Origin of the sequence: Rhabdaerophilum sp. (assembly GCF_046092605.1) — a bacterium.
Classification (GTDB): Bacteria; Pseudomonadota; Alphaproteobacteria; order Rhizobiales; family Beijerinckiaceae; genus Rhabdaerophilum.
The window spans coordinates 1-24,903 of sequence record NZ_JBJTDY010000026.1 but is presented as its reverse complement, the minus strand read 5'-3'; the positions used below and the strand labels follow the sequence as shown (position 1 = coordinate 24,903).

The window sequence follows — 24,903 nt, the reverse complement described above, 5'->3', positions numbered from 1 at the left end:
AAACGGTTCGCGCCTCAGGCGCGGACCTCTTCGCCCGCGAGAATTCGGCGATAGCTGTCATCAAACCAGCCGATGCGCTCCTCGTGTTTCGCGAGGTAGGGCGTGGGGTCGTCGAGCCGTGCGCTGGCCTGCAATTTCTCGCAGGCTTCATTGTCCTCGTTGTGGACCTTCGCGCCGTAGTATTTGAAGCCCGCGAGCATGCCCGGCCAGGTGAGCCGGCGCTGGATGGCCTTATGCCCTCCGCCCTCGGGCTTCGGCGCGAGCGGAAAGAAGGTCGAGATCGACCGCGTGCGATCATGCGCTTCGGGCACCAGACGCTGGACGGTCAGCGCCCAGTAGGTGTCGCCCAGGGCATCTGCGATCTTCACGATGGCGAAGATCAGCGTCGGGAAGAACTGGAAGATGCGATAGCGATGCGGTGTATAGTCGCCTCGCGCGCAGGCCTCTGCCATGGCATCCAGCGCGCCCGGCGCGCCGCCCGGCAGATAGGCGCTATGCGCGCCGAACCGGGCGTAATGCACGTTGTCCGGGTTCAGATACCCGTCCTTGCCGAAGGTCGAGGGGTGAACCGCGACGATGTGGTAATCATCGAGCGAGATATCCATCATGTAGCGCCAGTTGGCTTTCACCACGCGCTCGTAGATCGCTTTCGAGGGTGCGACCTGCCCCGCGAGATGCTTCAGGATCGGCAGGCCCGGCCCCATCCACTCCTCGAAGGAAACGTCCGGCCCGCCCGCGAGCCGCCCGAACAGCATCGGCCCGGCGGCGGCGATCTCCACGCGCTTCAACCGTGCATCCACCTCGCGCGGTGTCACCCTGAACTGGGCCGGGCATTCGGGGATGCCGAGTGCCAGGCCCTCGGCATTGTAGCGCCAGTGGTGGAACCCGCAGATCAGCGGGCCGCTGCCCCTGTCTTCGTGCCGCAGCGGAAAGCCGCGATGCGCGCATTTGTTCTCGAAGGCCGAGATACCCTTCTCGAAACGCTGCACGATGATGCTCCGCCCGCCGAGCATGGTGCGGAACCAGTCATTCGGCTGGCTCACCTGCCATTCAAAGCCGAGGAAGGTCCAGCATTGGCCAAGCGCCTCCTGCTCGGCCCGGAAGGCTTCGGGCGAGAGGCGCGCGGCGATGCCGGTCACGCCGGCCTGAGGGTCACGAGAAATCATGCCAGCTTTGTGCAGCGCGGGAGGGCAGGAGGCAACCCGTGCCGTTACCAGCTCCCGGTATTCGGCATGCTGGCCCAAGGCTCGGCCACGGGCAGATTGTCGCCCTTCTGCAGCAGCTCGATCGAGATGCCGTCCGGGCTCTTCACGAAGGCCATGCGGCCCTCGCGCGGCGGGCGGAGGATGGTGATGCCCTGCTTCTGCAAATGCGCGCAGGTGTCGTAGATGTTATCCACGCGATAGGCGAGATGGCCGAAATTGCGCCCGCCCTGATACTCCTCGTCATCCCAGTTGAATGTGAGCTCCACCTCTTTCGAGCGATGCGCCCTGGCATGCTCCACATCGCCGGGTGCCGCGAGGAAGATGAGCGTGTAGCGGCCCTTCTCGCTTTCGGTGCGCCGTGTTTCCACGAGGCCCAGGCCATCGCAGAAGAATTTCAGGCTCTCCTCGATGTTGCGGATTCGGATCATCGTGTGCAGGTATTCCATGGCGGCGCTCCGGGTGGAAATGTCCTTTCCATATGGTGCGGCAGGCCAACCAATGGCAAGGCGGCGGACGCGGCAAATGCCCTGAAACCATAAGCCTGAAACCATAAGTAGGAAACAAAAATATGATGATTTTTTCCTACATAGGTGCTATCCCGATTTTCGGGCGGGCTAACTCCCGCGCCCGCCCAACCGTTTTTTTGCCAACCGCTTTTCTGCCAACCGCTTTTCTGCCAACCGTTTTCTTGCTGGAGTGACCATGCCGCGCCCCCTTTTCGCGCCCCTGCTCGGTGAAGCGCGCGTCATCCCGGTTCTCGCGATCGAACATCTGGAGGAGGCCGTGCCGCTGGCGCGCGCCCTGCATGCAGGTGGTCTGGGTGTCATCGAGGTCACCTTGCGCACGCCGGTCGCGTTGGCTGCCTGCGCGGCCATTGCGAGGGAATGCCCGGATGTCGTGCTCGGCATCGGCACCATTCTCACGCCCGAACAGGTGAAGCAGGCGGTGGATGTCGGTGCGCGGTTTCTCGTTACCCCCGGCACCAGCGAGAGGCTGGGCCGTGCCTTGGCGGATCAGGGCATCGCGGCGCTTCCTGGTGCTGGCACGCTTTCCGAAATGGTGGCGCTGATGGAGATGGGCTTCCGGGAGATGAAATTCTTTCCCGCCGAAGCCGCGGGCGGCCGCGAATACCTGAAATCCGTCGCGGGGCCCATTTCCGAACTGCGATTCTGCCCGACGGGCGGCATCACGCCCGCCAATGCGCCGGATTATCTCGCGCTTCCCAACGTGATGTGCGTCGGTGGTTCGTGGGTTGTGCCCAGGGCGGCGCTGGCGAACCGCGATTGGGCCGAGATCACGCGCCTCTCGACGGAAGCGGCGGCCCTGCGCGCCCGCGCCTGATGCCAGGGGCTTGAATGCCTGGCTCGCGCGATCAACAATCGGGGCATGGTCGCGCCCGCCCTCCGCCTCGCCCTGCATGATGCCGTGCTGGCCTCCCGCCGGCTCGTGATCTTCACGGGCGCGGGGCTTTCCACCGAGAGCGGCGTGCCGGATTTCCGCACGCCCGGCTCGCCCTGGACGGCGAACAAGCCCATTCCGTTCGAGGCCTTTCTCGCGAGCGCCGAGGCCCGCCGCGAGGCGTGGCGGCGCAAGTTCACGATGGATGACAGTTTCGCCGGCGCGAAACCCTCGCCGGTGCATCGCCTGCTTGCGGATTTCGTGCGTGAGGGCAGGGCGATCGGCCTCGTCACGCAGAACATCGACGGGCTGCATCAGCAGGCGGGGACGCCGGCGGAGAAACTGGTGGAGCTTCATGGCAACGGCACCTATGCCACGTGCCTCGATTGCGGCATGCGCCACGAACTGCATGTGATCCGCCCGGTGTTCGAGGCCACGGGACGCGCGCCGCGCTGCGAGGATTGTGACGGGCCGGTGAAGAGCGCGACCATTTCCTTCGGCCAGCGCATGCCCGAAGCCGCGATGCGGCAGGCCGACCGATGGTCGCGGGAAGCCGATCTGTTCCTCGTCATCGGCTCCTCGCTCGTGGTGCATCCCGCCGCGCAACTGCCACTCGTGGCGAAGGCGAATGGCGCCGCGCTGGTCATTGTCAATCGCGAGCAGACCCCGCTTGATCCGGCCGCAGATCTCGTCGTGCGTGGCGAAATCGGAGAGGCCTTTGCCGGCCTTTCGTTCCGGGAGCCAAAAGACCGGGGCCTTGCTCCCTCTGGCCTGTGAAATGCCGCGCGAAAGGGGATTGCGAAAGCCATCCCAATCAATGTTATGGTTAAGTCCTCAGTAACAAAGATTCGTCGTGCGTCGGCTCTCCCAATCGGAAGCGACGCCGATGGAAAACGCGGGTCGGACACGTTCATGGGTGACGATTTCGGAGCCAAGGCATTCGGGAACCGCTTCATGGTTCCATCTCTCGGTCGCGATTCCGAGGGGCGCCCGGATGATCAGCCACTCGACCTTGTCGAGATTTCCGGCTCGATCAAATGGTTCGATGTCTCCAAGGGATTCGGGTTCATCGTGCCGGATAACGGCTTGGCCGATGTGCTGCTGCATGTCTCCTGTCTCCGCCGCGACGGCTACCAGACCGCGCCCGAAGGGGCGCGGATCGTGGTGGAAGCGATCGAGCGTCCGCGCGGATACCAGGCCTTCCGCATCCTCTCGATGGATCTTTCCACCGCCGTCCACCCCTCCCAATTGCCGCCGGCCCGCACGCATGTGCATGTGACAGCGACGAGCGGGCTCGAAAAGGCCGAGGTGAAGTGGTTCAACCGGCTGCGCGGCTTCGGCTTCGTTTCGCGCGGGGAGGGGACGGAGGATATCTTCGTCCATATGGAAACCTTGCGCCGGACCGGCGTCGCCGAGCTTGTTCCGGGTGATACGGTCTATGTCCGCTTCGGCAAGGGTCCGAAGGGCCTGATGGCTTCCGAAATCCGGCTGGGTGACGAGGGCGATCCGCCGAACTCGCACTGAAGGGTTGGCGGGCGGGTTGATTCCCGCCGCGGAACATCCCATAGCGCCTCGCATGGCCGCGTGACGCGGTCGAGCCCTGATGAGTGTTGCGATGCCCGGCGAATCCAAGCCTTCCGGTCTCATACGTGGCCGCGTGTTCCTGATCCTGTTCGTCGGCTTCATGCTCTCGGTGGCGGGCATTTCGGTTTTCACGAATCTCACCCGCATGGCCGAGCGCGATGCCGCGCGCGCCCGGCAGGCCGAGGGCGGCATCCGGCTTGAACCGCTCACCATCGATTCCGGGGGCAAGCGCCACAATTTCCGCATCGAGATGGCCCGCACCGATGCCGACCGTGCGAGGGGCCTGATGTTCCGGCAATCCATGCCGGCGGATCAGGGCATGCTCTTCGATTTCGAACGCGACCAGATGGTCTCGATGTGGATGCGCAACACCTTCATTCCGCTCGACATGCTCTTCATCTTCGCGGATGGCCGCATCCATCGGATCGAGCATCGCACGGAGGTTGAGAGCGAGCGGACCATTTCCTCCGGCGTGCCGGTGCGGGCCGTGCTCGAACTGAATGCCGGCACGGCCGAGCGCCTGGGCATCCGGCCCGGCGATCGCGTCGTGCACCCGATGTTCCGGTGAGGCGGACAAGGTTTTCCATGCCTTGCCCGTTCCACGAACAAGTGGTAGCGGCTCTTGAATTCGGGGTATAGCGCAGTCTGGTAGCGCGGTAGTTTTGGGTACTACAGGTCGTAGGTTCGAATCCTGCTACCCCGACCATCTCATTTCGTTATTCGGCAGCGGCGAATTTCCGCACCATCACGCCCGCCTCGGCAAACATGGCGGCGGCAGCCTCGAATTCCTCCGGTGGCATCGAGGTCACCCCATCGCCGATCACCACGCAGGCCATGCCGGCATGAATGATCGAACGGGCGCAGGCGCTGCAGGGGTGGTGCGTCACATAAATCGTGCAGCCCCTTGTCGATATGCCTTCACGTGCGGCGAAGGCCACGATGTTCTGCTCGGCATGCGAGGCGAAGAGATGTTTCCGCGGCCGTTCGAAGCGGTCCGGACTGTCGACAACGGCGCGTGGAGGCCCATTTTAACCCGTCAGCCGAACTTCTCCATCGGGTCCGATCAATGCCGCGCCCACCTGCGTCGGGTCTTTCGAGCGCGACGCGGCGTGGCGGGCAAAGCCCATGAGGTAGGTCTCGAGGCTCGGGCGCTCGGCCATGCTTGTCTCCCCGTCCGCTCCATCCGTGTCAGGGGCGGGGAGGGCTGTCAATCTGCGCTTGCCCAGCGACCAAGGCCGCGGTTGCCTCGCGCGGAAAGTGCCAGTATCACGAGGCGGAAGCGGGGTGCCTCCCGCCTGATCCACCGCCCCGGAGTCCACCGATGACGGCCCGTATCTCCCGTCCCGCCAAGACCGCGATGCAGTCCGGCACTGCCAAGAGCAACCGCTGGCTTCTCGAATTCGAAGTCAGCGCCGCCCGCACGATCGAGCCCCTGATGGGCTGGACCTCCTCCTCCGACACGCTCGGCCAAGTAAAGCTCTGGTTTGACACGAAGGAGGAAGCCATCGCCTTTGCCACGCGCAACGGGCTCGCTTATCGCATCGAGGAACCGAAGGAGGCCAAGCGCCGGCCGGCCGCCTATTCGGACAATTTCAAGCATAACCGCATTGGCGCCTGGACGCATTGAACCCGGCCCGCCAGCCGTGTTTCCCGCAGCTTCTCGACTTCTGGACGATCAAAATCTGCCTTTGCCGGCCCCTTAGCTCAGCTGGATAGAGCGAGTGCCTTCTAAGCACTAGGTCGCAGGTTCGAGCCCTGCAGGGGTCGCCAAAAATTTATGGTTGTCAAAGGGTTACGAGGTGTTTCTCGCAATTTGAATCGAGGGGTTCAGCCAGATTGGGAAGCCCTTCGCATTTTGATTCCGGTTCTTCAGAAAATGATTCCGGCACCTGAGCGGCAAGGCTCAAGTGCTTCAACCGAGATTCGTTTCCGGTCGAAGGCATGCCGCAGATGAAAAGAGGTGGGATTGAAGTTCCGCGCCTTTATCTGGGCAAATTCGAAATCAGGTCCGCAACGACCCAAAAAAGCCGATCGCCCTTCCCGACCCGCATTTCGCAGGTGCGAAATCGATGATGCGCCCTAAATGAATCGGATCGCTAACGGGCGTCAAGAGTCCGCCACGAAAAAATCTGCACGCCGTGATTTAGTGCATGAGGAAGCGGAATCGGTTCCTGCGCCACGGCCCGCAAGCGGCCGGAATGATACACGCCTTTCCGCTTGATCTTCCGCTCAGGCTCATGTCGAAAGGCAGGCGTCCAACCCTGGGAGGCGGAGCCGGCCATGCGGGCATTCACGAGCCGCTTTGGAGCATTGGAATGGCGGGAACGTTTCCATCGCCTCACGCTCAGCCATGCGCGGGCGCTGCTCGCGCTGACCATCGTCAGTTTCTGCTTCTTCCTGCCTGGCCAAATGTCGCTCCAGCCGATGGACCGGGACGAGCCACGCTTCGCGCAGGCCTCGAAGCAGATGCTGGAGACGCGCGACTTTGTCGATATCCGCTTCCAGGAGGAGGCGCGCCACAAGAAGCCTGTCGGCATCTACTGGCTGCAATCGGCCAGTGTGGCGATCGGCGAGGCGCTGGGCGTCAGCGATGCCCGGCGGCAGATCTGGCTCTATCGCATCCCCTCCCTGCTCGGCGCGGTCGCGATGGTGCTGCTGACCTACTGGGCGGCGCTCGCCTTCCTTTCGCGCGAGGGCGCGATGCTCGCCGGCCTGATGATGGCGGCCAGCGTGCTGCTGGGTGTCGAGGCGCGCCTTGCAAAAACCGATGCGGTGCTGGGCGCGCTTTCGGTCGCGGCCATGGGGTTCCTGGCGCGGGCCTATCTCGCGGCGCGGGCGCCGGGCGTTGCACCCGTGCTCGCCAACCGTCACCTCATCCTGTTCTGGGTGGCCATTGGTGCGGCCGTGCTGGTGAAGGGGCCGATTACACCGCTCGTCGCGACACTGGCGATCGGCACGCTCGCGATCCGCGATCGCGGCGCGGGCTGGCTGAAGGGGTTGCGCCCTGGCCTCGGTCTGCTGATCGTGGCGCTGATCGTGCTGCCCTGGCTCGTGATGATCCTGATGAAGTCGGGCGGATCCTTCCTCGAGGACTCGATTGGCAAGGACATGCTCGCGAAGGTGGGTAGCGCGCAGGAAAAGCATGGCGCGCCGCCGGGCACCTATCTCGGCGTCTTCTGGGTCACCTTCTGGCCGGCAGCACCACTGGTGCTGCTGTCGCTGGGCTTCGCATGGCGCGAGCGGCGCGATGACGGCGTGGCCTTCCTGCTGGCCTGGATCGTGCCGTTCTGGCTGATCCTCGAAGCGGTGCCGACCAAGCTCCCGCATTACGTGCTGCCGGTCTACCCGGCGATCGCCAGCCTCGCGATGCTGGCGGTTGAACGCACCGGCCTCGTGCTCAATCGCGCGCTGCGCGGGGTGGCGGCGTTCCTGATGCTGCTCGTGCCGCTGGTCTTCCTCATCGGAGCGCCCGCGCTCTTCCTGATCATGGAGGAGGGGCTGGCGATCCTCCGCCTGCCGTTCCTCGCGCTGCCCTTCCTGGTGGTGGCCTTCCTGCTCGGCCTGGCGGGCGCCTATTCGCTCGTCCAGCGCCGACCGGTGCGGGCCCTGCTGCTGGGCGCCTTCGCCTCCGCCGGCCTGATCGTCGCGGCCTATCCCCTGGGCATGCCGATGCTCAAGGCGATCAACCTCTCGCCCCGCCTCGCGGAAGCCGCGCGCGCGACAGGTTGCGTGGATCCCGCCTTCGTGACCGTGGGTTATCGCGAGCCGAGCCTCGTCTTCCTCACGCGCACGGATATCCTGATGGCCGAGCCGGCCGAGGCGGCGGCTTTCCTCGAGCGGGCGGGTCCGGGCTGCCGCATCGCCTTCGTGGAGCGGCGCTTCGAGGAGGCTTTCCGTGCCGCGCTCAAGGGCGATTCCGCCCCGGCTCTGGTCACGCGGGTGCGCGGAGTGAACCTCAACGCAGCCTTCGACAAGCAGCGGCGGTTGCGCGTGCTGGATATCGCGGTGTATGTGCGGCGCTGAAACAGCGAGCCCTCCATGCCTGAAGAAGCCGGCGTGACACGCGCCGAACCCCTCCTGCCGCGCATTTCCGTCATCATCCCCATGCGGAACGAGGAGGGAAATGTCGCCCCCCTCATCGCGGAGATCGCCAATGCGCTGGAAGACGAAGCGCATGAGATCATCGCGGTGAATGACGGTTCGACCGACGAAACCGGAACGGTCCTTGTGAACCTGCGCGGCACCTATCCGCAATTGCGGGTGCTTCACCATGCCGAGAACCGGGGCCAATCCGCGGCGATCCGCGATGGCGCGCGCCTGGCGCGTGGCGAAATCCTCTGCACGCTGGATGGCGATGGCCAGAACAACCCCGCCTTCCTGCCGGCGATGATCCGCCTGCTCGAATCCGATCCGGCCATCGCGCTCGTGCAGGGCCAGCGCGTGGGCCGCACCGATACCGGCTTCAAGAAGTTCCAGTCGAAGATCGCGAACAAGGTCCGTGGCGCGATGCTGAAGGATGGCACGCGCGATTCCGGCTGCGGCCTGAAGGTGATGCGCCGCGCGGCCTATCTCCGCTTGCCGTATTTCGATGCTCTCCATCGCTTCACGCCCGCGCTGATGGTGCGCGACGGGCACAAGATCGCCCATCTCGACGTGCTGGATCGCGCGCGCGGCTCGGGTGTCTCGAACTACGCGTCCCTGGCGCGGGCGAAGGTCGCGATTGTCGATCTCATCGGCGTGTGGTGGCTCGTCCGTCGCCGCAAGCCGGATACCCCGACGCGGGAGGAAAACTGATGCTCATCCAGTTCTCCCAATCCATCGACGGCTTCCTGCATGATGTGTTCGTCACGAATTTCACGTGGTGGGCGGTGATCGGCATTTTCGGCCAGCTGCTCTTCATGGCGCGCTTCGTGGTGCAATGGATCGCGAGCGAGCGGGCCGGACGTTCCGTGGTGCCCTTGGCCTTCTGGTTTTTCTCGATCGGTGGTGCGGCCATCGTGCTGGCCTACGGCATTCACCGACGCGATCCGGTGATCATCCTGGGGCAGACCCTGTCGTTCTTCATCTATTTCCGCAATCTTGCGCTGATCGCCAAGGAACGCCGCCAGCGCGGCAAGGTCGGCATCGAGGGCGGGGAGTGACATGACCGGCCGGGCGCCTCTGCCCTCCTGGCAGGATGATCTTCCCGGCACGCTGGCCGCGTGCTGGAGCTTCCTCGCGCGCGGCGTGGCCGATCGCCGCTCGGGTTTCCACCATCCCGTGATCTCCAGCATCGGGCTCGATGGGGCGCCGCGCTCGCGGGTGATGATCCTGCGCGGGGTGGACATCGCGGCGCGCAGCCTGCGCGTCCATACCGATATGCGTTCGGAGAAGATCGCGGAATGGCGCGCCGATCCGCGTGTCTTCATTCTCGGCTATGATGCCGGGCAGAAGCTGCAGATCCGTCTCCTGGGCCGCGTGAGCCTGCATCACGATGATGCGGTGGCCGAGGCCGCCTGGCAGGCCTCGCGCGCCATGAGCCGCGTCTGTTACGGCACCGCGCCGGCGCCGGGCTCGGAGATCGAGGCCGGTGACGCTTTCGCGCTGCCGAGCCCGGACGACGCGGAGGGGCTGGAAGCGGGTCGCGCGCATTTTTCCGCCGTGGTGATGCAGATCGAGAGCCTCGAAAGCCTGTATCTCGCCTTCGCGGGGCATCGGCGCGCGCTGTTTTCATGGAATGCGGGCGGCGCACTTACCGCCCGCTGGCTCGCGCCGTGATCAACCCGCTGCATGCATCGCCGCGAGCCCGCGATCGAGATCCGCGATAAGATCCTCCGGATCTTCGAGGCCGATCGAGAAGCGGATGCCGCGCCCGCCCGGCGCGTAGGTCGTGGCCGTGCGGAAGGGCGTGCAATCGAAGGGCACGGCAAGGCTCTCGAACCCGCCCCAGCTATAGCCCATGCCGAAGAGGCCGAGATTGTTCAGGAAGGCGGCAACCTGCCTGTCGCTCATCACGTCGAGGATGATCGAGAACATCCCCGAAGGGCCCTTGAAATCACGCTGGAAGATCTCGTGGCCGGGGCAGGAGTGCAAAGCGGGGTGCAGCACGCGCTTCACGCCCTTGCGGGTTGCAAGCGTCTTCGCGACATGCAGCGCGTTGATGCCCTGCTCCTTCAGGCGGATATTCATGGTGCGCAGGCCGCGCAGGGTGAGGAACACGTCGTCCGGCCCGAGATAGATGCCGAGATCGCCATGTGTCGCCTTGAGCGCCGGCAGATGCGCCTCATTCGCGGCCACGAGGCCGATCAGCACATCGGAATGGCCGGAAGGATATTTCGTGGCGGCGTTGATGGAGATGTCGACCCCGAAATCGAGTGGCCGGAAGAGCAGGCCCGTCGCATAGGTGTTGTCGATCATCGTGACGATGCCGTGCCTTTTCGCAACCGCGACGATGGCCGGCACATCCTGCACCTCGAAGGTCTGCGAACCGGGGCTTTCCATCATGATGGCGCGCGTGTTGGGCTTGACCAGGGCCTCGATCCCGGCCCCGACGAGCGGATCATAATAGGTTGTCTCGACCCCGTAGCGCCGAAGATGGTTCTCGCAGAAGTTGCGCGTCGGGCGGTATACACTATCCACGACGAGAACATGGTCACCCGATTTCAGGACCGAGAGCATCGCCGTGGTGACCGCCGATGCACCAGACGGACAGATCACCGTGCCGGCCGCACCCTCCAGCTCGTTCCAGAGCTCTTCGAGGGCCTCGGAGGTGGGATTACCGCGCCGGCCATAGGTGTAGCGGTTCTTGTGCGCGAGGCAGGATTCCGCATCCGGATAGACCACGGTCGAGCCGCGGAAGGGCGGAACATTGACAAAACCAAAGGTTTCTTCCGGTCTGCGGCCTCTCATCGCGAGTTTTGTTGCCGATTTCAGGGTTTCCGCGATGCGCTTTTCGAGCTTCCGCATTTCTGTTCCGCCTTTTGAATGACTTATGGCTTTGAATTCTAAAATATGAGTTATTTACGGAAAAATCATCCCGTTTTTTGGTCGAATGTTAGATGGAAACTCTGGTTTTGCCTGGAAGTTTTCCCCCATTCGGCAATTCCAATGCAAAAATTGCATCATGGACCCGCTTCCCGTTCGATTTAGTACATGTAGGTCTTGACCGCTCGCCCAAACTCCCTTTGCATGCGATCTTCAGATCGCAGACAAGGGCAGACCGGCGATCGAGCCCCCATCCGGCAGTTGATCGGATCACGGGCGCTGGACCACCATCAACACTCGGGGAGACGAGTTCCATGAAGAAAATTATGATGACGGTCGCGGCTGGCGCGGCTCTTGCGATGAGCGCGAGCGCAGTTTCGGCGCAGACCCTCAACCAGGTCAAGCAGCGCGGCGTTCTGCAATGCGGCTCGAATACCGGCCTCGCCGGCTTCGGCCAGCCGGATGCGCAGGGCAACTGGACGGGCCTTGACGTCGATTTCTGCCGGGCCGTCGCGGCGGCGATCTTCAATGATCCGGCCAAGGTGAAGTTCGTTCCCCTCTCCGCGAAGGATCGCTTCACGGCGCTCCAGTCGGGTGAAGTGGATCTGCTCGTCCGCAACACCACCTGGACGATGTCGCGCGATACCTCGCTCGGCCTCGAATTCGCGGTTGTGAACTATTATGACGGCCAGGGCTTCATGGTGCGCAAGAAGCTCAACGTGAAGTCCGCGATGGACCTCTCGGGCGCCTCGGTGTGCTCGCAGCAGGGCACGACGAACGAACTGAACCTTGCCGACTTCTTCCGCGCCAACAAGCTGAAGTATGAGCCGGTGATCTTCGCCACCTCCGACGAGACCATCAAGGCCTATGATGCCGGCCGTTGCGACGTTTTCACCACGGACGCCTCGGGCCTCTTTGCCGAGCGCCTGAAGCTCACGAGCCCGGATGACCACATGATCCTGCCGGAAATCATCTCGAAGGAGCCGCTCGGCCCGTCCGTCCGGCAGGGCGACCCCCAGTGGAACGACCTCATCAAGTGGACCCACTTCGCCATGCTGAACGCGGAAGAGCTCGGTGTGACCAAGGCCAACGTGGATGAGCAGCTGAAGTCCGCCAATCCGGAAATCAAGCGCCTGCTCGGCACCGAAGGCAAGTTCGGCGAAATGCTCGGCCTGACCGATGACTGGGCCTACCGGATCATCAAGCACGTGGGCAATTACGGCGAAGTGTTCGAGCGGAACGTTGGTCAGGGCTCGCGCCTGAAGATCGCCCGCGGTGTGAACGCGCTGTGGAACAAGGGCGGCCTGCAATACGCCCCGCCGATCCGCTGAGCGGCATCGCCATCATCCGGGGGCGCCCCGAGCCTGGGTGCCCCCGATTTTCGTTGATCCTTCGGACCATGTCGGATGTCGTTGCGACTGGTCATTTCCAGAAGCGTTCCCGGACGGCAGCCGGCGGTCCGGGATCGGCGAATGAGGGCCTCAGACATTCCGGGGTGCTCCCTTGGGTGGGAGCATCTGGCGTCCGTCGCGGTTTCGGGAGAACCGTGGCCTCTGATGCCGGATCGCGGATGCGTGGTCGGGGTCGGCGCCCCCTGTGGCGCCGGATCGATGGCGGGGAGAGCCATCGTCTTGGGGAGTGAGATTCGTGGCAAGCCAACAAGCCTCGGCGACCGTTCCGGCTGATGAGCCGCCGAAGGTCGCGTTCTGGAACGACCCCGCAAAACGGGGTTACGCCTTCCAATTTGTTCTGTTTCTGATTGTGGCCTTCCTCGTCTATGAAGCGACGTCGAACGCCATCGACAACCTGACCAAGCAGAAGATCGCATCTGGTTTCGGCTTCCTGAACGTCACGGCGGGCTTCGATATCGGCCAGCGGCTGATCGAATATTCGAACACCTCGACCTATGGCCGCGCCTTCGTGGTCGGCCTGCTGAACACCCTGCTGGTCGCCTCGATCGGCATCGTGCTGGCGACGTTTCTCGGCTTCATTGTCGGCATCGCGCGCCTGTCCAGGAACTGGCTCGTGCAGAAGATCGCGACGGTCTATGTCGAACTCATCCGCAACACGCCGCTGCTGCTGCAATTGCTCTTCTGGTACAACGCGGTTCTGAAAGCCCTGCCGGAAGTGCGCAACAGCGCGGCCCTGCCGGGCGGCGCCTTCCTGAACAATCGCGGCCTGTTCATGCCGGATCCGAGCTTCGGGTCGAGCTTCCAGTATGTCACCTACGTCTTCCTGCTGGGTTGCATCGCCTTTTTCTTCTATAGCCGCTGGGCGAAGAGGCGACAGGATGCGACGGGCCAGCAGGCCCGCTCCCTGCCCGTGGCGATCGGGCTGATCCTCGTGCTGCCGCTGGCGGTCTACTTCCTCGCGGGGCAACCGCTGACGCTGACCTATCCCAATCTCGGGCGCTTCAACATCCAGGGCGGATTGCAGATCTTCCCGGAATTCGTGGCGCTGGTCGTCGGCCTCGTCATCTACACGGCGGCCTTCATCGCGGAAGTCGTGCGCGCCGGCATCCAGGCCGTCAGCAAGGGGCAGACCGAGGCTGCCTATGCGCTTGGACTGAGACCGGGTCCCACGCTGGATCTCGTGGTGATCCCGCAGGCGATGCGGGTGATCATCCCGCCGCTCACCTCGCAATATCTGAACCTCACGAAGAACTCCTCGCTCGCGGTCGCCATCGGCTACCCGGATCTGGTGCAGGTCTTCACCGGAACGGTGCTGAACCAGACCGGCCAGGCGGTCGAGGTGATCGCGATCACGATGCTTGTCTATCTCACGATCAGCCTTTCGACCTCGCTGTTCATGAACTGGTACAACAGCCGCAAGGCGCTGGTGGAACGCTGAGGAGGGCGCCATGTCTGAAACCGCAACCTTCTCGGGACAATCCGTCGCCTTCGTGCGCGCGACACCGGCCCAGGTCCTGCCGCCGCCCGCCAGCATGGTCGGCGTGGTGGGCTGGATACGTGCGAACCTGTTCTCCTCGCCGGCGAATACGGTTCTGACGCTGGCCATAGCCCTGCTGACGCTCTGGGTCCTGCCCGGCTTCATCAGCTTCCTGATCACCGATGCGGTGTGGAGCGGCGCGGATCGCGAGGCCTGCATCGCCAGGAATGGCGTTGTGCCCGGCGCGTGCTGGGCTTTCGTGCGTGATCGTCTGTCCTTTTTCATCTACGGGTTCTACCCGATCGACCAACGCTGGCGGGTGGACCTGTTCTTCCTGCTCGGCGCGATCGGCGTGGCGTGGATGCTGTGGCAGAAGGCCCCGCGTCGCGACATTGGCTTCTACTACTTTGTCCTGGTGCTGCCGATCGTTTCGTTCTTCCTGCTGAGCGGCTCGTCGATCCTGGGCCTTGCGCCGGTGGATACCGCCCGCTGGGGCGGGCTGATGGTGACGCTGGTGGTCGCCGGCGTCGGCATCGTCGCTTCGCTCCCGCTCGGCATCCTGCTCGCGCTGGGGCGCCGCTCGAAGCTGCCGGTGGTGAAGTTCTTCTCGGTGCTGTTCATCGAATTCGTGCGTGGCGTGCCGCTCATCACGGTGCTCTTCATGGCAAACACGATGCTGCCCTTGTTCCTGCCGGACAACATCACGGTGGACAAGCTGCTGCGCGCGCTCGTCGGCATCGGCCTCTTCGCCTCCGCCTACATGGCGGAGGTGGTGCGCGCCGGCCTGCAGGCCTTGCCGAAGGGCCAGTATGAGGGCGCGATGGCGATGGGGCTCGGCTACTGGCAGATGATGCGTCTCATCATCCTGCCGCAGGCGCTGAAGATCACTATCCCGAACATCGTCAACACCTATATCGGGCTGTTCAAGGATACGTCTCTGCTGCTGATCGTCGGCATCTTCGACTTCCTGAAGGCCATCGAGACCGCCCGCGTCGATCCGCAATGGGCGGCGCCCACCACCTCGGCGACCGGCTATGCCTTCGCCGCGATCGTGTATTTCATCTTCTGCTACGGGATGGCCGTCTATGCGCGCTCGATGGAGCGACGGCTCTCCGTGGGCGACAAGCGTTAAGGAGCATCTCGATGGCCATTGCGAACCTGAAGCCCACCCCGCTCAAGACCGACACGGCCGTGAAGCTCACGGATGTGCACAAATGGTATGGCGAATTCCACGTGCTCAAGGATGTGAACCTCACGGTCGCCAAGGGCGAGCGCGTGGTCATCTGCGGCCCCTCGGGTTCCGGCAAGTCGACCATGATCCGCTGCATCAACCGTCTGGAGGAGCACCAGAAGGGTCACATTGTGGTGGATGGCGTGGAGCTTACCAACGATGTCAAGAAGATCGACGAGATCCGTCGCGATGTCGGCATGGTGTTCCAGCACTTCAACCTCTTCCCGCATCTCACGATCCTCGAGAACTGCACGCTCGCGCCGATCTGGGTAAAGAAGATGCCGAAGAAGGAGGCGGAAGAGGTGGCCATGCACTACCTCACCCGCGTGAAGATCCCCGAGCAGGCGAACAAATATCCTGGCCAGCTCTCGGGCGGCCAGCAGCAGCGCGTGGCGATCGCCCGCTCGCTCTGCATGAGCCCGAAGATCATGCTGTTCGACGAGCCGACCTCGGCGCTCGACCCCGAAATGGTGAAGGAAGTGCTCGACACCATGGTGAGCCTCGCGGAAGAGGGCATGACCATGCTCTGCGTGACCCACGAAATGGGCTTTGCCCGGCAGGTGGCGAACCGCGTGATCTTCATGGATCAGGGCCAGATCGTGGAGATCAACACGCCCGATGCCTTCTTCAAGAACCCTCAGCACGAGCGCACCAGGCTCTTCCTTAGCCAGATCCTGCACTGAGATATCTGCATTGAGAAATCTGGCCCCTCGGCTGCCCGCCACAGCCGCCTGCCTCCGGCATGTCCCGACCAGGCGCGACATAAGCGCCCGGGGGGCTATCGCCCGCAGGGCGCCAGGCTCATAAGAAGAAAGGTGAAATTCGCATCGGAAGGGGGAAGCCGGTGCCTGCTCTCGACTTTGCCCGCGCGGCATTGCCGACCTTCTTTACGCTGCTCGCGCTCGTGTATGTCACGCGCATGGCGGGCGCAGAGGCACGCGCCGGTTTCTCGCTGAGAGCCAGCGCTCGGCCCGGCACGGTGCAGCATGTGACGCATTCCCTGTTCCGCACGCTGCGGCTCGCGGTTTGGGGCGTGACCGTCATCCGCGTGCCATTCCCGCAATTCGATGCGCAGATCGGTGTATTCCCGGTGCTGATGCATCCGGCTTTGGTGCTCTCCGGTCTCGCCCTGCTGCTCGTCGGTTTCGCCCTGTGTTCCTACGTCCATCACTACATGGCGGGCGACTGGCGCACGGGTGTCGAGGAGCGCGCGGAGACGAACCTCATTACCTCCGGCCCTTTCGCAAGGCTGCGGCACCCGATGTTCCTGGGCGTGCTCATCTCGCAAATCGGGTTTTTCCTTGCCCTGCCTTCGGTCTTCTCGCTGATCTGCCTCGTGGCCGGAATTGTGGCGGTGATCGCGCAGGCGCGTTTCGAGGAAAAGGAACTGGCCCGCCGGTTTGGTGCGCCATACCTTGCCTATCTCGCGCTGACGCCGGGCTGGCTTCCCCGCCGCGGGGCTTAATCCGCCGGCCCGGTTGCGAGCGGCAAATCCTCGCGCGCGCCCCATTCGGCCCAGGAGCCGTCATAGATCCCCTGAACCTCCACGCCCGCGCGGCTCAGCGCCATGGCGATGATGGCCGCCGAGACGCCCGACCCGCAAGAGCAGACGACCGGCTTCGAGGGGTCGATCCCGCTGGTCGCCATGGCCGCGCGAATCTCCTCCGGGGATTTCAGCGCGCCGGATTGCGTGACGACATCGAAAGGCAGGCTGCGGCTGCCGGGCATATGGCCGGAGCGCACGCCTGGGCGCGGTTCGGGCGCCTCACCCCGGAAGCGCGGGGCGGGCCGGGCATCCACCACCTGCGCGGAACCGCTCGCCAGCGCCCCCTGCACGTCCTGCAAGGCCGCGACCATGCTGCGATCGAGGCTCGCGCGGAAGCTCGCGGCCGGAAGCGAGGGGATCGCGCTTTCCAGCGGGCGATTTTCCGCCTTCCACGCGGGTAACCCGCCCTCCAGAATGCGCACATCGCGAGCACCATAGATGCGGAACATCCAGGCCACGCGCGGCGCCGTGAAGAGGCCGAGCTGGTCATAGACTACGATCGTATCGCTCTCGGAGAGGCCCAGCGCCCCGGCATCGCGCGCGAAATGCTCGGCCGTCGGCAGCATGTGCGGCAAGCCGGAGGAGAGATCCGCCACGGTGTCAATGTTGAAGAACACCGCGCCAGTGATATGCGCCTCGGCATATTCCTGCGGCGCCTTGCGGCCCGCGGGCGGCAGGTGCCAGCTGCCATCCACCACCTTCACCTCGGGCCGGTGATGGTTCTCGGCGAGCCAAGACGTGGAAACGAACGGGATTTCAGCGAAAAGATTGGCCATGGCGGGTGCCTCACAGTCCCAAAACTGATTTCACGGAGCCGGCTTCACTGAACGACCAGTCAATGGCCCGATTTTCGACCAGAAAGACGATCGAGTTACGCGGTTCGAACCCGATTTTCCGCAGCCGATGCCGGATGTTCTTGTAGAACGCTTCCTTCTGCTGATCCGTTCGGCCAGCCAGCAGCGTGACCTCGATCACGATGGTGCCGGCCGGGTCGCGCTCGCCGAGGAAGGTCGGATGGAGGATGATATCGTCCGAAGCATACCGCGTGACGAGGCAGAAATTGTCGTCCGGGTTCACACCGCAGGTCTCGACGAGCGATTCGTGCAGCTGTTCGTTGATCATGCCGCACATAGCGGCGGGCAGGGCGGTGGGGACGTGGATCTTGTTGAAGGGCATGCTGTTCCCGGATTGTGGTGCCTGTTGCGGATCGCGCGCTCAGGCGAAGGCGATCCGAACGCGGCGGTTCAGCTTGCCCTTTTTCTCGATGGCCGTAACGGTCATGTGGCCGATCTCGCCTGTTTTCTTCACATGCGTGCCACCACAGGGCTGCAGATCGAGCGGTTTCTCACCCGATCCTGCGATTTCCACGAGCCGCACCGTGCCAGTCCCGCGTGGCGGCTGGACCGACATCGTCTTGACGAGGCCCGGATTGGCATCAAGTTCCGCCTCGGTGATGAGCCGGTCGGTCACAGCGGCGTCGGTGGCGATCAGCCGGTTGAGCTCGGCTTCGATCGCCTCGCGGTCGAGCCCCGCCTCGGGAATGTCGAAATCGAGCCGGCCATCATCGGCATTCACCGCGCCTCCGGTGACGGGATAAGGCAGGACCACGGAAAGCAGGTGCAGCGCCGTATGCACCCGCATCAGCCGGTGGCGGCGCTCCCAATCGAGCATGAGCCGCACCTTCTGCCCCGCGAGGCCCGCCGCAACGCCTGGCGGCAGCATGTGACCGATCCGCGTCTTGGCGGGATCGAGAAAGCGCACTTCCGTGATGGGCAGAACCTCTCCGGAGGAACATGTGATTCGACCATGGTCGGCCGGCTGCCCGCCCGACGCTGCGTAGAAGAGCGTCGCATCGAGGATGAGGAAATCACCGGCGGCGCCCAATCCCGTCGCCTCTGCCTCCCGTGCATAGGCATCGTCACGGAAGATCATCTGCGTTGCGGGAAACGTGGATATAATTTCAGTCGGTTCGGGAATCATGGATCAAGCTCGCGCGGCCGCGCCGGCCGTTTTGGTCAGGCACAAGGCATGGACAAGGCATGGCATGCCAGCGGCCTGCGGCGCAAGCACCGGCCGGGGCGGGTTGCCGTGGGGCGGTTCGGCTGCTCTGCGTCAATCGGCGGAATTGAGTGGGAAAGGCTGGACGGGTATGAAGCGTTATTGATTGTGATCCAGCGCCAAAAGTCTCGCGTAGAGCAGCGTAATCGATAATGTCTGACACCTCTTCGGAGTATAAGGGCTTGAATCAGCATTCGCCATTGCAGGTGCGGGGTTCCGCCATGGACGCGTTGCTCGCGGCCTTCGCTTCCGGCGGCCTGCCGAAATCCCTGCATGCCCTGGTCGGCTCGCATCTCGAGCTCAATCCGGATAGCCGTGTTTATGTGCATGCGCTTGAAACCGCGCTCGCTTCCTCCGTGGATGAGGTCGAGCCCGTGAGCGTGAAGAACCGTCTTGCGCGTCTTGACCAGATCTTCTCGGCCGAGCCGGTGAAAAGCCGGGTGAGCGGCGATCATCTCTCCGATGCAGCCCCGTCGGATGAGCCCAGGGCGCTGCGGCATTTCCTGGGCCGGAGCATCGAATCCCTAGAATTCCGCACGGTCCTGCCGGGCGTGAAGGAATGCCACATCGAGACCGATGACGGCACCACGGCCATCCTCTACCGCATCCGCGGGGGCAAGAAGATGCCCCAGCACACGCATGAGGGTTCGGAAGTGACACTCGTCATCCGTGGGGCGTTCCGCGACGAAACTGGGTATTATGGCCGCGGGGCGGTCGCGATCACCGATGAGCATGTCGACCATACGCCGGTTGCGGTCGAGGGCGAGGAATGCCTGTGTTTCGCGGTGACGGATGCCCCGTTGCGCCTCACCGGTCCCATCGGAAAGTATCTCAACCGCTTCATCCGGCACTGACGCCGTGATCGTGGCGCGGCCCCAGAAACCCTCGGATGGTCTTTTCTGGATCACCGGGGCGAGCTCCGGCATCGGGCGTGAACTGGCGCTGGAATGCGTGCGGCGTGGCTGGCGCGTGGTCGCGACCGCCCGGCGTGCGGACGAGCTCGAGGCCTTGGCCCGCGCGTCGCCCATTCCGAACGCGATCATTCCCGCCCCCTGTGACGTGACCGATGAAGTCGCAATTCGCGCTCTGGTGACGGAGGTTGAGGCAAGACACGGCCGGATTTCCCGCGCCTTTCTCAATGCCGGCGTGTTCTACCCGGTGGAGATCGAGCCTTTCGATACCGCGAAGTATCACAAGAGCTTCGCGGTCAATCTCGGCGGCGTCGTCAATGCGCTCGGGGCAATCGTGCCGGGTATGCTCGTGCATGGCGGGCAGATCGCGGTCAATGCCAGCGTCGCGGGCTATACCGGCATGCCGACATCGGCGGCCTATGGTGCCACGAAGGCCGGCCTGATCAACATGGTCGAAAGCCTGAAATTCGATGGCGATCGGCGTGGAATTCTGTTCCAGCTGGTGAATCCCGGCTTCGTGGAAACGCCGGCAACGGCGCAGAACGCCTTCGAGATGCCCTATCTGATGCCCGTGGACGAGGCCGCGCGGCGCATCGCCGATGGCCTCGATGACGGGCGTTTCGAGATCTTCTTCCCGCGCCGGTTCGCCTGGCAGCTGAAGTTCCTCGCAATTCTGCCCTATCGTGTCTATTTCTGGATCATGAAGCGCTCGACTGGTGCGCATTGAGCGGCGCGGGCCGGGAAAGGCAGGGCCATGGCCCGCCCGGGTCCTTCACATCTTGCGATAGACCAACTGGTGGACGTCGATCGAGCCCGCATCGAAGCCGCCCTCGCAATAGCTGAGATAATACCGCCACAACCGGCGGAAGCGATCGTCGAAACCGAGCGGCTGCAGGCGCGGCCATGCGGAATCAAAGCTCGCGCGCCATTGCCGAAGCGTTTCCGCGTAATCATGGCGGATCGAAAGATCGGACTGGCTCGCGAAACCGTGGCTGCTTGAAAGCTCCGCGAGTTTGCCGGGCGAGGGCAGCATGCCTCCCGGAAAGATGAAACGGCGGATGAAATCGATGTTCCGCCGGTAATCCTCGAAGAACCGATCCGCGACCGTGATGATCTGCAATCCTGCCGTGCCGCCGGTCTTCAACCGGTCGCGCAGAGTGGAGAAATAGCTGTTCCAGTAGCTTTCGCCCACGGCTTCGAACATCTCGATCGAGCCGATGCGGTCATAGGTGCCGCGCTCGTCACGGTAATCCTGGAAGCGGATTTCCACCTGCTCCGAGAGGCCCGCATTCTGGATGCGCTTCTGCGCATATTCGAACTGTTCGCGACTGATGGTGAGCGCGGTGACTTTCGCGCCGCGTTCACGCGCGAGGAATTCCGCGAAGCCGCCCCAGCCGCAGCCGATTTCCAGCACATGCTCTCCGGGCTTCACACCCATGTCGTCGGCAAGGCGACGATATTTCCGCTCCTGCGCGCTGGAAAGATCGTTGTCGCCCGGCGAAAAAATCGCCGAGGAATAGGTCATCGAGCGATCGAGCCATTCCCTGTAGAAGCTGTTTCCGAGGTCGTAATGCGCGGAAATGTTGCGCTTCGAGCCGGATTTCGTGTTCCGGTTCAGGAAATGCAGCACCTGGAAGGCGAAACGTGCGAGGGGCGAGCGCGCCAGGAAATTTGCGGTGAGATTCTCGTTGATCGCGAAGATCTTCACGACTTCGGTAACATCCGGGCTGTTCCAGTCGCCATCGCCATAGCTGTCACCGAGGCCGACATCACCGGCGAACATCACGCGGCGCGCGAAGCGCCAGTTTCGGATGAGAATTTCGGCCGTTGGCCCAGGCTGGCCGGTATCCACCATGAAAACCCGGCCATCGGGCAATGTGACCGTCAGCGAGCCCACGCTCAGGCCCAGCGCGAAACGCAGCATTTCGCGGCTGGCGCGCGGCACGAAACGGGTCTCGGCGGCGAAATTGGCGTCCGTCAGGCGGATGGGCGCCTTCGTCGACTTATCCTGCATGATGCACTTTCCGTGTCGCGTCGGTCGTAACCGACAGAAATCGCCCTCCGTGAGAAGCCGCAGGTGGAGGTGCCGGCCTCGATACCAATGTGACACCCTTCACCCAAAGGCGCAACGCTTCCCAATGAATGCCAGCGAAGACCTTCAGGGTCATCAAGGGCATGGCGAAAGCCAGCCGCAGGCAGGAGCGGGCGGTGATGCGCTCGGCCTTGCCATGGAAGGTGGCCGCAAGGATCGGCCCTTCCGCATCCGTCTCGTGGATGCGCACCGCGATGTCGGCCGTGCCCGGCGGCCGAACGCGGAAATGGTAGCGCTGCTCCATGGGCATGAAGGGCGAGACGTAGAAGAGCTTGTCCGCTTCCTGCCTCAGGCCGGCTTCGGTGAGTTGGCCCGGCACAACGGGCTCCACATAGGCATGGCGCTCGCCGAAAGTGTTGCGCACCTCGTAATGCACCCCGATCAGCCGGCCATCCGCCGCATAGGCGAAGTAGATCGAAAGGGGGTTGAACACGAAACCCAGCACGCGCGGGTAGCAGAGCAGCATCACGCGTGCAGGCTCCTCGGCGAGGCCAGCGGCCTTCAGCGCCGCCACCACATCCGCCTTCGGGTTAGGCGAGCCCCTGGCGATGCCATGCGGGCAAAGATCGAAGCCGATGAGGTTGAATTTCCCGATCGAGAAGAACGGCGAGAGCCGATGCGCTTCCTCCTGCCGGTCGAGATCGACCAGCAGAGCGAAAACCGAATAGGTGAAGCGATGCACCTTCGGTTTCATGCGCGCATGCATCACCGAGCCGACATAGAAGAGCGCGGCATCCGGGGGCGGGAGGAAGCGCGGTTCCATGGCGCTCAAAGGCGGGGTGGCGCACCTACCGCGCGCTGCGGCACGCTGGTGCCCCCCTGCAGCCCATGCGCGGCGATCAGCCGGTCCGCGGCCTCAAAGCCCGCGCGCAGGCCGTCCTCGTGGAAGCCGTAGCCGGTCCAGGCCCCGGCATAGAACAGCCCGCCGCGCCCCTGGATGCCCGGAAGCGCCTTCTGTGCCACGAGCGCCGAGGCATCATATTGCGGATGGGCATAGCAGAAGCGGCCGAACACAGTCTCCGGTGCCGGCTCGATGCTCGGGTTGAGCGTGACGAAAAGCGGGTGTCTGTTATCGATGCCCTGCAGGCGGTTCATCCAGTAGCTGACCATTACCGGACGGCCGACCTCGCCAGATTCGCGCAGCACGTTCCACGCGGCCCAGGCGCGCTTGCGCTTCGGCATGAGGCGCGGATCGCGGTGGAGGATTACCTCGTTCTCCGCATAGGCGAGGCCACCGAGCACGGCCCGCTCCTCGGTTCCGGCATCGTCGAGCAAGGCCAGCGCCTGATCAGTATGGGTCGCGCAGACCACCGCATCGAACAGGCCGCGCTGGCCCCGCGTGGTGATGATCTCGACACCCTTGGCCATGCGCCGGAGGGATGCCGCGCCTTCGCCGATGCGGGTGTTGAAACCCGCTGTCGCCACGAGATTCCGCACGTAGCTGCGCGAGCCTCCGGTTACCGTGCGCCAGGCCGGGCGGTTCCAGTGCAGCAGGCGATGGTTGTCGAAGAAGGCGATGAAGCTCTCCGCCGGGAAGTCCAGCACGGCTTCCGCCGACATCGACCAGATTGCCGCGCCCATCGGCAGGATGTAATCCTCGATGAGTTCGCGCGAGGCCCGCTTTTCAGCGAGATAATCACGCAAGGACCCCTTGCCCACGCGGCCGGCGGCGCGATCCTCGATCGCCTCGGCCGAGAAACGCCGCATGCTCGAGAGCATGCGCCACAGCCGGGGGTTCAGCACATTCGAGCGCTGCGCGAAAAACGAGGAGATGACATTCGTTTCCTGCCCCGACCATTCGAACCGCCCGCCATCCAGCGAGAGCGAGAAACCCATGTTCGAACGATGCGTGGCCACCCCGAGTTCGGCAAAAAGGGCCGTCAGCAGCGGATAGTTCAGGGTGTTGAACACGATAAAGCCGGTATCGACCGAAACCGGCACGCCCGCATATTCGATATCGACCGTCGCGGAATGGCCGCCGAGGCGGTTCTCCTTCTCGAAGACCGTCACGGCTTCCGGCCCGAAATGCCGGCTCAGGCGAAAGGCCGCGCCGAGGCCGGAAATCCCGCTGCCGATTACTGCAATGCGCATGGAGCGTCCCTTCTGTCAGACGTTGGACGCTGCCGGCGGCAGCGACTTGAAGGCTTCAAGGGCCCTTTCGCGCGCATCTTCATGCGAAACGACGGGCCGGGGGTAGGTTTCGCCGAGCCGGATGCCGGCACGGGTGAGGATGGCGCCGGGCGCCTCCCAGGGGCGATGGATCAACTTTCCGTGAAGCTTAGCAATTTCCGGAACGTAAGCACGGACAAAATTCCCATCCGGATCGAATTTCTCACCTTGCGTGATGGGGTTGAAAATCCGGAAGTAGGGGGCTGCGTCCGCGCCTGAACCGGCCACCCATTGCCAGCTCGCGGCGTTGTTCGCCGGGTCGGCATCGCAGAGCGTGTCCCAGAACCAGGCCTCGCCCGCCCGCCAGTCGATCAGCAGGTGCTTGATGAGAAACGAGGCAACGATCATTCGCACGCGGTTATGCATGAAGCCGGTCTGCCAGAGCTGGCGCATGCCGGCATCCACGATCGGATAGCCGGTTTGCCCCTTCTGCCAGGCGGCCAGTGCCAGCGGGTTCGTGGCCCAGGGGAAGGAATCGAATTTTGGCTGGTAATTGACGGTTGCGAGCGTGGGGTAGTGGTAGAGAAGGTGATAGGCGAATTCGCGCCAGCCGAGTTCGGAAAAGAATTTCTCGACATCCTCGTTCGTGCCGCGCGTCTCTCCCGTCGCCAGCGCCTGCTCCGTCATCTGCCAGACGCGCCGCACGGAGATGTCGCCCACGGCCAGGTGGGGCGAGAGCATGGAGGTCGAGGGCAGGTCCGGCCGGTTCCGACCCTCGGCATAGCCATGCAAGCCGCCGCCGAGAAAGCGGAGCAGCCGCTTCAGCGCGCCGGCCTCGCCCGGCTGCCATGTCTCGCGCAATCCTTTGGCCCAGTCGGGCCGGGAGGGCAGCAGGCCGAGATCTGCGAGTTCGACCC

27 protein-coding genes, 2 tRNA genes and 1 pseudogene are annotated in these 24,903 nt (G+C 63.9%); 18 read left to right on the top strand and 12 right to left on the bottom strand.

Annotated features, from left to right (window positions below; translation table 11 throughout):
- Positions 1-14 precede the first annotated feature (14 nt).
- Positions 15-1,166 (bottom strand): aromatic ring-hydroxylating oxygenase subunit alpha, encoded by a 1,152-nt coding sequence (locus tag ACKODO_RS02785; protein ID WP_408981927.1) that lies wholly within the window; start codon positions 1,164-1,166, stop codon positions 15-17.
- 44 nt (positions 1,167-1,210) lie between these two features.
- Entirely contained in the window at positions 1,211-1,651 is a 441-nt protein-coding gene (locus ACKODO_RS02780; protein WP_408981926.1) for a VOC family protein, read from the bottom strand.
- Between the two features lie 256 nt (positions 1,652-1,907).
- On the opposite strand from ACKODO_RS02780, the gene eda reads away from it, so the two are divergent.
- The 5 genes from eda (at position 1,908) to ACKODO_RS02755 (ending at position 4,893) form a co-directional block, all read left to right on the top strand.
- Entirely contained in the window at positions 1,908-2,546 is a 639-nt protein-coding gene (eda, locus tag ACKODO_RS02775) for a bifunctional 4-hydroxy-2-oxoglutarate aldolase/2-dehydro-3-deoxy-phosphogluconate aldolase (RefSeq protein ID WP_408981925.1), read from the top strand.
- Positions 2,547-2,591: 45 nt separating this feature from the next.
- Entirely contained in the window at positions 2,592-3,380 is a 789-nt protein-coding gene (locus tag ACKODO_RS02770; protein ID WP_408981924.1) for an SIR2 family NAD-dependent protein deacylase, read from the top strand.
- 177 nt (positions 3,381-3,557) lie between these two features.
- Positions 3,558-4,127, top strand: coding sequence for a cold-shock protein (locus ACKODO_RS02765; RefSeq protein ID WP_408981923.1), 570 nt, complete (start codon positions 3,558-3,560; stop codon positions 4,125-4,127).
- 205 nt (positions 4,128-4,332) lie between these two features.
- Positions 4,333-4,755, top strand: coding sequence for a DUF192 domain-containing protein (locus ACKODO_RS02760; RefSeq protein WP_408981943.1), 423 nt, complete (start codon positions 4,333-4,335; stop codon positions 4,753-4,755).
- 61 nt (positions 4,756-4,816) lie between these two features.
- Positions 4,817-4,893, top strand: a tRNA-Pro gene (locus ACKODO_RS02755).
- 10 nt (positions 4,894-4,903) lie between these two features.
- Here the strand turns inward: ACKODO_RS02755 and ACKODO_RS02750 are convergent.
- Both ACKODO_RS02750 and ACKODO_RS02745 read right to left on the bottom strand, forming a co-directional pair.
- A pseudogene (locus ACKODO_RS02750) lies at positions 4,904-5,149 on the bottom strand (deaminase); the annotation flags it as partial.
- Positions 5,150-5,215: 66 nt separating this feature from the next.
- Positions 5,216-5,347, bottom strand: coding sequence for a hypothetical protein (locus ACKODO_RS02745; protein ID WP_408981922.1), 132 nt, complete (start codon positions 5,345-5,347; stop codon positions 5,216-5,218).
- Between the two features lie 161 nt (positions 5,348-5,508).
- On the opposite strand from ACKODO_RS02745, the gene ACKODO_RS02740 reads away from it, so the two are divergent.
- From ACKODO_RS02740 to ACKODO_RS02715, 6 genes are all read left to right on the top strand, one after another.
- Positions 5,509-5,814, top strand: a complete 306-nt coding sequence (locus ACKODO_RS02740) for an ETC complex I subunit (protein ID WP_408981921.1) — start codon at positions 5,509-5,511, stop codon at positions 5,812-5,814.
- 66 nt (positions 5,815-5,880) lie between these two features.
- A tRNA-Arg gene (locus ACKODO_RS02735) sits at positions 5,881-5,957 on the top strand.
- Between the two features lie 510 nt (positions 5,958-6,467).
- Entirely contained in the window at positions 6,468-8,210 is a 1,743-nt protein-coding gene (locus tag ACKODO_RS02730; RefSeq protein ID WP_408981920.1) for an ArnT family glycosyltransferase, read from the top strand.
- A gap of 15 nt (positions 8,211-8,225) precedes the next feature.
- Positions 8,226-8,981 carry a glycosyltransferase family 2 protein gene (locus ACKODO_RS02725; protein WP_408981919.1) on the top strand — a complete coding sequence of 252 codons (756 nt, stop codon included), beginning with the start codon at positions 8,226-8,228 and terminating at the stop codon, positions 8,979-8,981.
- Entirely contained in the window at positions 8,981-9,328 is a 348-nt protein-coding gene (locus ACKODO_RS02720; RefSeq protein WP_408981918.1) for a lipid-A-disaccharide synthase N-terminal domain-containing protein, read from the top strand. Before ACKODO_RS02725 ends, ACKODO_RS02720 begins: the two co-directional genes overlap by 1 nt.
- A gap of 1 nt (position 9,329) precedes the next feature.
- On the top strand, positions 9,330-9,944 hold the full coding sequence (locus ACKODO_RS02715) for a pyridoxamine 5'-phosphate oxidase family protein (RefSeq protein WP_408981917.1): 615 nt from the start codon (positions 9,330-9,332) through the stop codon (positions 9,942-9,944).
- Here the strand turns inward: ACKODO_RS02715 and metC are convergent, their stop codons facing one another.
- On the bottom strand, positions 9,945-11,132 hold the full coding sequence (gene metC, locus ACKODO_RS02710; protein WP_408981916.1) for a cystathionine beta-lyase: 1,188 nt from the start codon (positions 11,130-11,132) through the stop codon (positions 9,945-9,947).
- Positions 11,133-11,479: 347 nt separating this feature from the next.
- Between metC and ACKODO_RS02705 the strand changes: the two genes are divergently transcribed.
- The 5 genes from ACKODO_RS02705 to ACKODO_RS02685 all read left to right on the top strand — a co-directional run bounded on the left by ACKODO_RS02705 (position 11,480) and on the right by ACKODO_RS02685 (position 16,735).
- Positions 11,480-12,481 (top strand): amino acid ABC transporter substrate-binding protein, encoded by a 1,002-nt coding sequence (locus ACKODO_RS02705; protein ID WP_408981942.1) that lies wholly within the window; start codon positions 11,480-11,482, stop codon positions 12,479-12,481.
- Positions 12,482-12,797: 316 nt separating this feature from the next.
- Positions 12,798-14,000 (top strand): amino acid ABC transporter permease, encoded by a 1,203-nt coding sequence (locus ACKODO_RS02700; RefSeq protein WP_408981915.1) that lies wholly within the window; start codon positions 12,798-12,800, stop codon positions 13,998-14,000.
- A 10-nt stretch (positions 14,001-14,010) separates the two neighbouring features.
- Positions 14,011-15,171 (top strand): amino acid ABC transporter permease, encoded by a 1,161-nt coding sequence (locus tag ACKODO_RS02695; RefSeq protein ID WP_408981914.1) that lies wholly within the window; start codon positions 14,011-14,013, stop codon positions 15,169-15,171.
- 11 nt (positions 15,172-15,182) lie between these two features.
- On the top strand, positions 15,183-15,953 hold the full coding sequence (locus tag ACKODO_RS02690; RefSeq protein ID WP_408981913.1) for an amino acid ABC transporter ATP-binding protein: 771 nt from the start codon (positions 15,183-15,185) through the stop codon (positions 15,951-15,953).
- 161 nt (positions 15,954-16,114) lie between these two features.
- Positions 16,115-16,735, top strand: a complete 621-nt coding sequence (locus tag ACKODO_RS02685; RefSeq protein ID WP_408981912.1) for a methyltransferase family protein — start codon at positions 16,115-16,117, stop codon at positions 16,733-16,735.
- Here ACKODO_RS02685 and sseA read toward each other — a convergent pair.
- The 3 genes from sseA to ACKODO_RS02670 are packed head-to-tail and all read right to left on the bottom strand — an operon-like array spanning position 16,732 to position 18,748.
- Positions 16,732-17,592 carry a 3-mercaptopyruvate sulfurtransferase gene (gene sseA, locus ACKODO_RS02680; protein ID WP_408981911.1) on the bottom strand — a complete coding sequence of 287 codons (861 nt, stop codon included), beginning with the start codon at positions 17,590-17,592 and terminating at the stop codon, positions 16,732-16,734. The two genes, ACKODO_RS02685 and sseA, sit on opposite strands and share 4 nt — an antisense overlap.
- Before the next feature lie 10 nt (positions 17,593-17,602).
- Positions 17,603-17,992: a tautomerase family protein gene (locus ACKODO_RS02675; RefSeq protein ID WP_408981910.1), complete on the bottom strand. Its 390-nt coding sequence runs from the start codon at positions 17,990-17,992 to the stop codon at positions 17,603-17,605.
- Between the two features lie 39 nt (positions 17,993-18,031).
- Positions 18,032-18,748 (bottom strand): alanyl-tRNA editing protein, encoded by a 717-nt coding sequence (locus ACKODO_RS02670; RefSeq protein WP_408981909.1) that lies wholly within the window; start codon positions 18,746-18,748, stop codon positions 18,032-18,034.
- 347 nt (positions 18,749-19,095) lie between these two features.
- On the opposite strand from ACKODO_RS02670, the gene ACKODO_RS02665 reads away from it, so the two are divergent.
- Together ACKODO_RS02665 and ACKODO_RS02660 are read left to right on the top strand one after the other, a co-directional pair.
- Positions 19,096-19,728, top strand: coding sequence for a ChrR family anti-sigma-E factor (locus ACKODO_RS02665; RefSeq protein ID WP_408981908.1), 633 nt, complete (start codon positions 19,096-19,098; stop codon positions 19,726-19,728).
- 7 nt (positions 19,729-19,735) lie between these two features.
- Positions 19,736-20,512, top strand: coding sequence for an SDR family NAD(P)-dependent oxidoreductase (locus ACKODO_RS02660; RefSeq protein ID WP_408981941.1), 777 nt, complete (start codon positions 19,736-19,738; stop codon positions 20,510-20,512).
- Positions 20,513-20,557: 45 nt separating this feature from the next.
- On the opposite strand, the gene ACKODO_RS02655 is transcribed toward ACKODO_RS02660, so the two are convergent.
- The 4 genes from ACKODO_RS02655 to ACKODO_RS02640 form a co-directional block, all read right to left on the bottom strand.
- The gene (locus tag ACKODO_RS02655; RefSeq protein ID WP_408981907.1) at positions 20,558-21,799 is read right to left on the bottom strand and encodes a class I SAM-dependent methyltransferase; all 1,242 of its coding nucleotides are present in this window, start codon (positions 21,797-21,799) and stop codon (positions 20,558-20,560) included.
- On the bottom strand, positions 21,789-22,640 hold the full coding sequence (locus ACKODO_RS02650) for a DUF1365 domain-containing protein (RefSeq protein ID WP_408981906.1): 852 nt from the start codon (positions 22,638-22,640) through the stop codon (positions 21,789-21,791). Before ACKODO_RS02650 ends, ACKODO_RS02655 begins: the two co-directional genes overlap by 11 nt.
- Positions 22,641-22,645: 5 nt before the next feature.
- Positions 22,646-23,968, bottom strand: coding sequence for an NAD(P)/FAD-dependent oxidoreductase (locus tag ACKODO_RS02645; RefSeq protein WP_408981905.1), 1,323 nt, complete (start codon positions 23,966-23,968; stop codon positions 22,646-22,648).
- A 15-nt stretch (positions 23,969-23,983) separates the two neighbouring features.
- Positions 23,984-24,903, bottom strand: a 920-nt coding sequence (locus ACKODO_RS02640) for a cryptochrome/photolyase family protein (RefSeq protein ID WP_408981904.1), incomplete at its 5' end; no start/stop codon positions are given.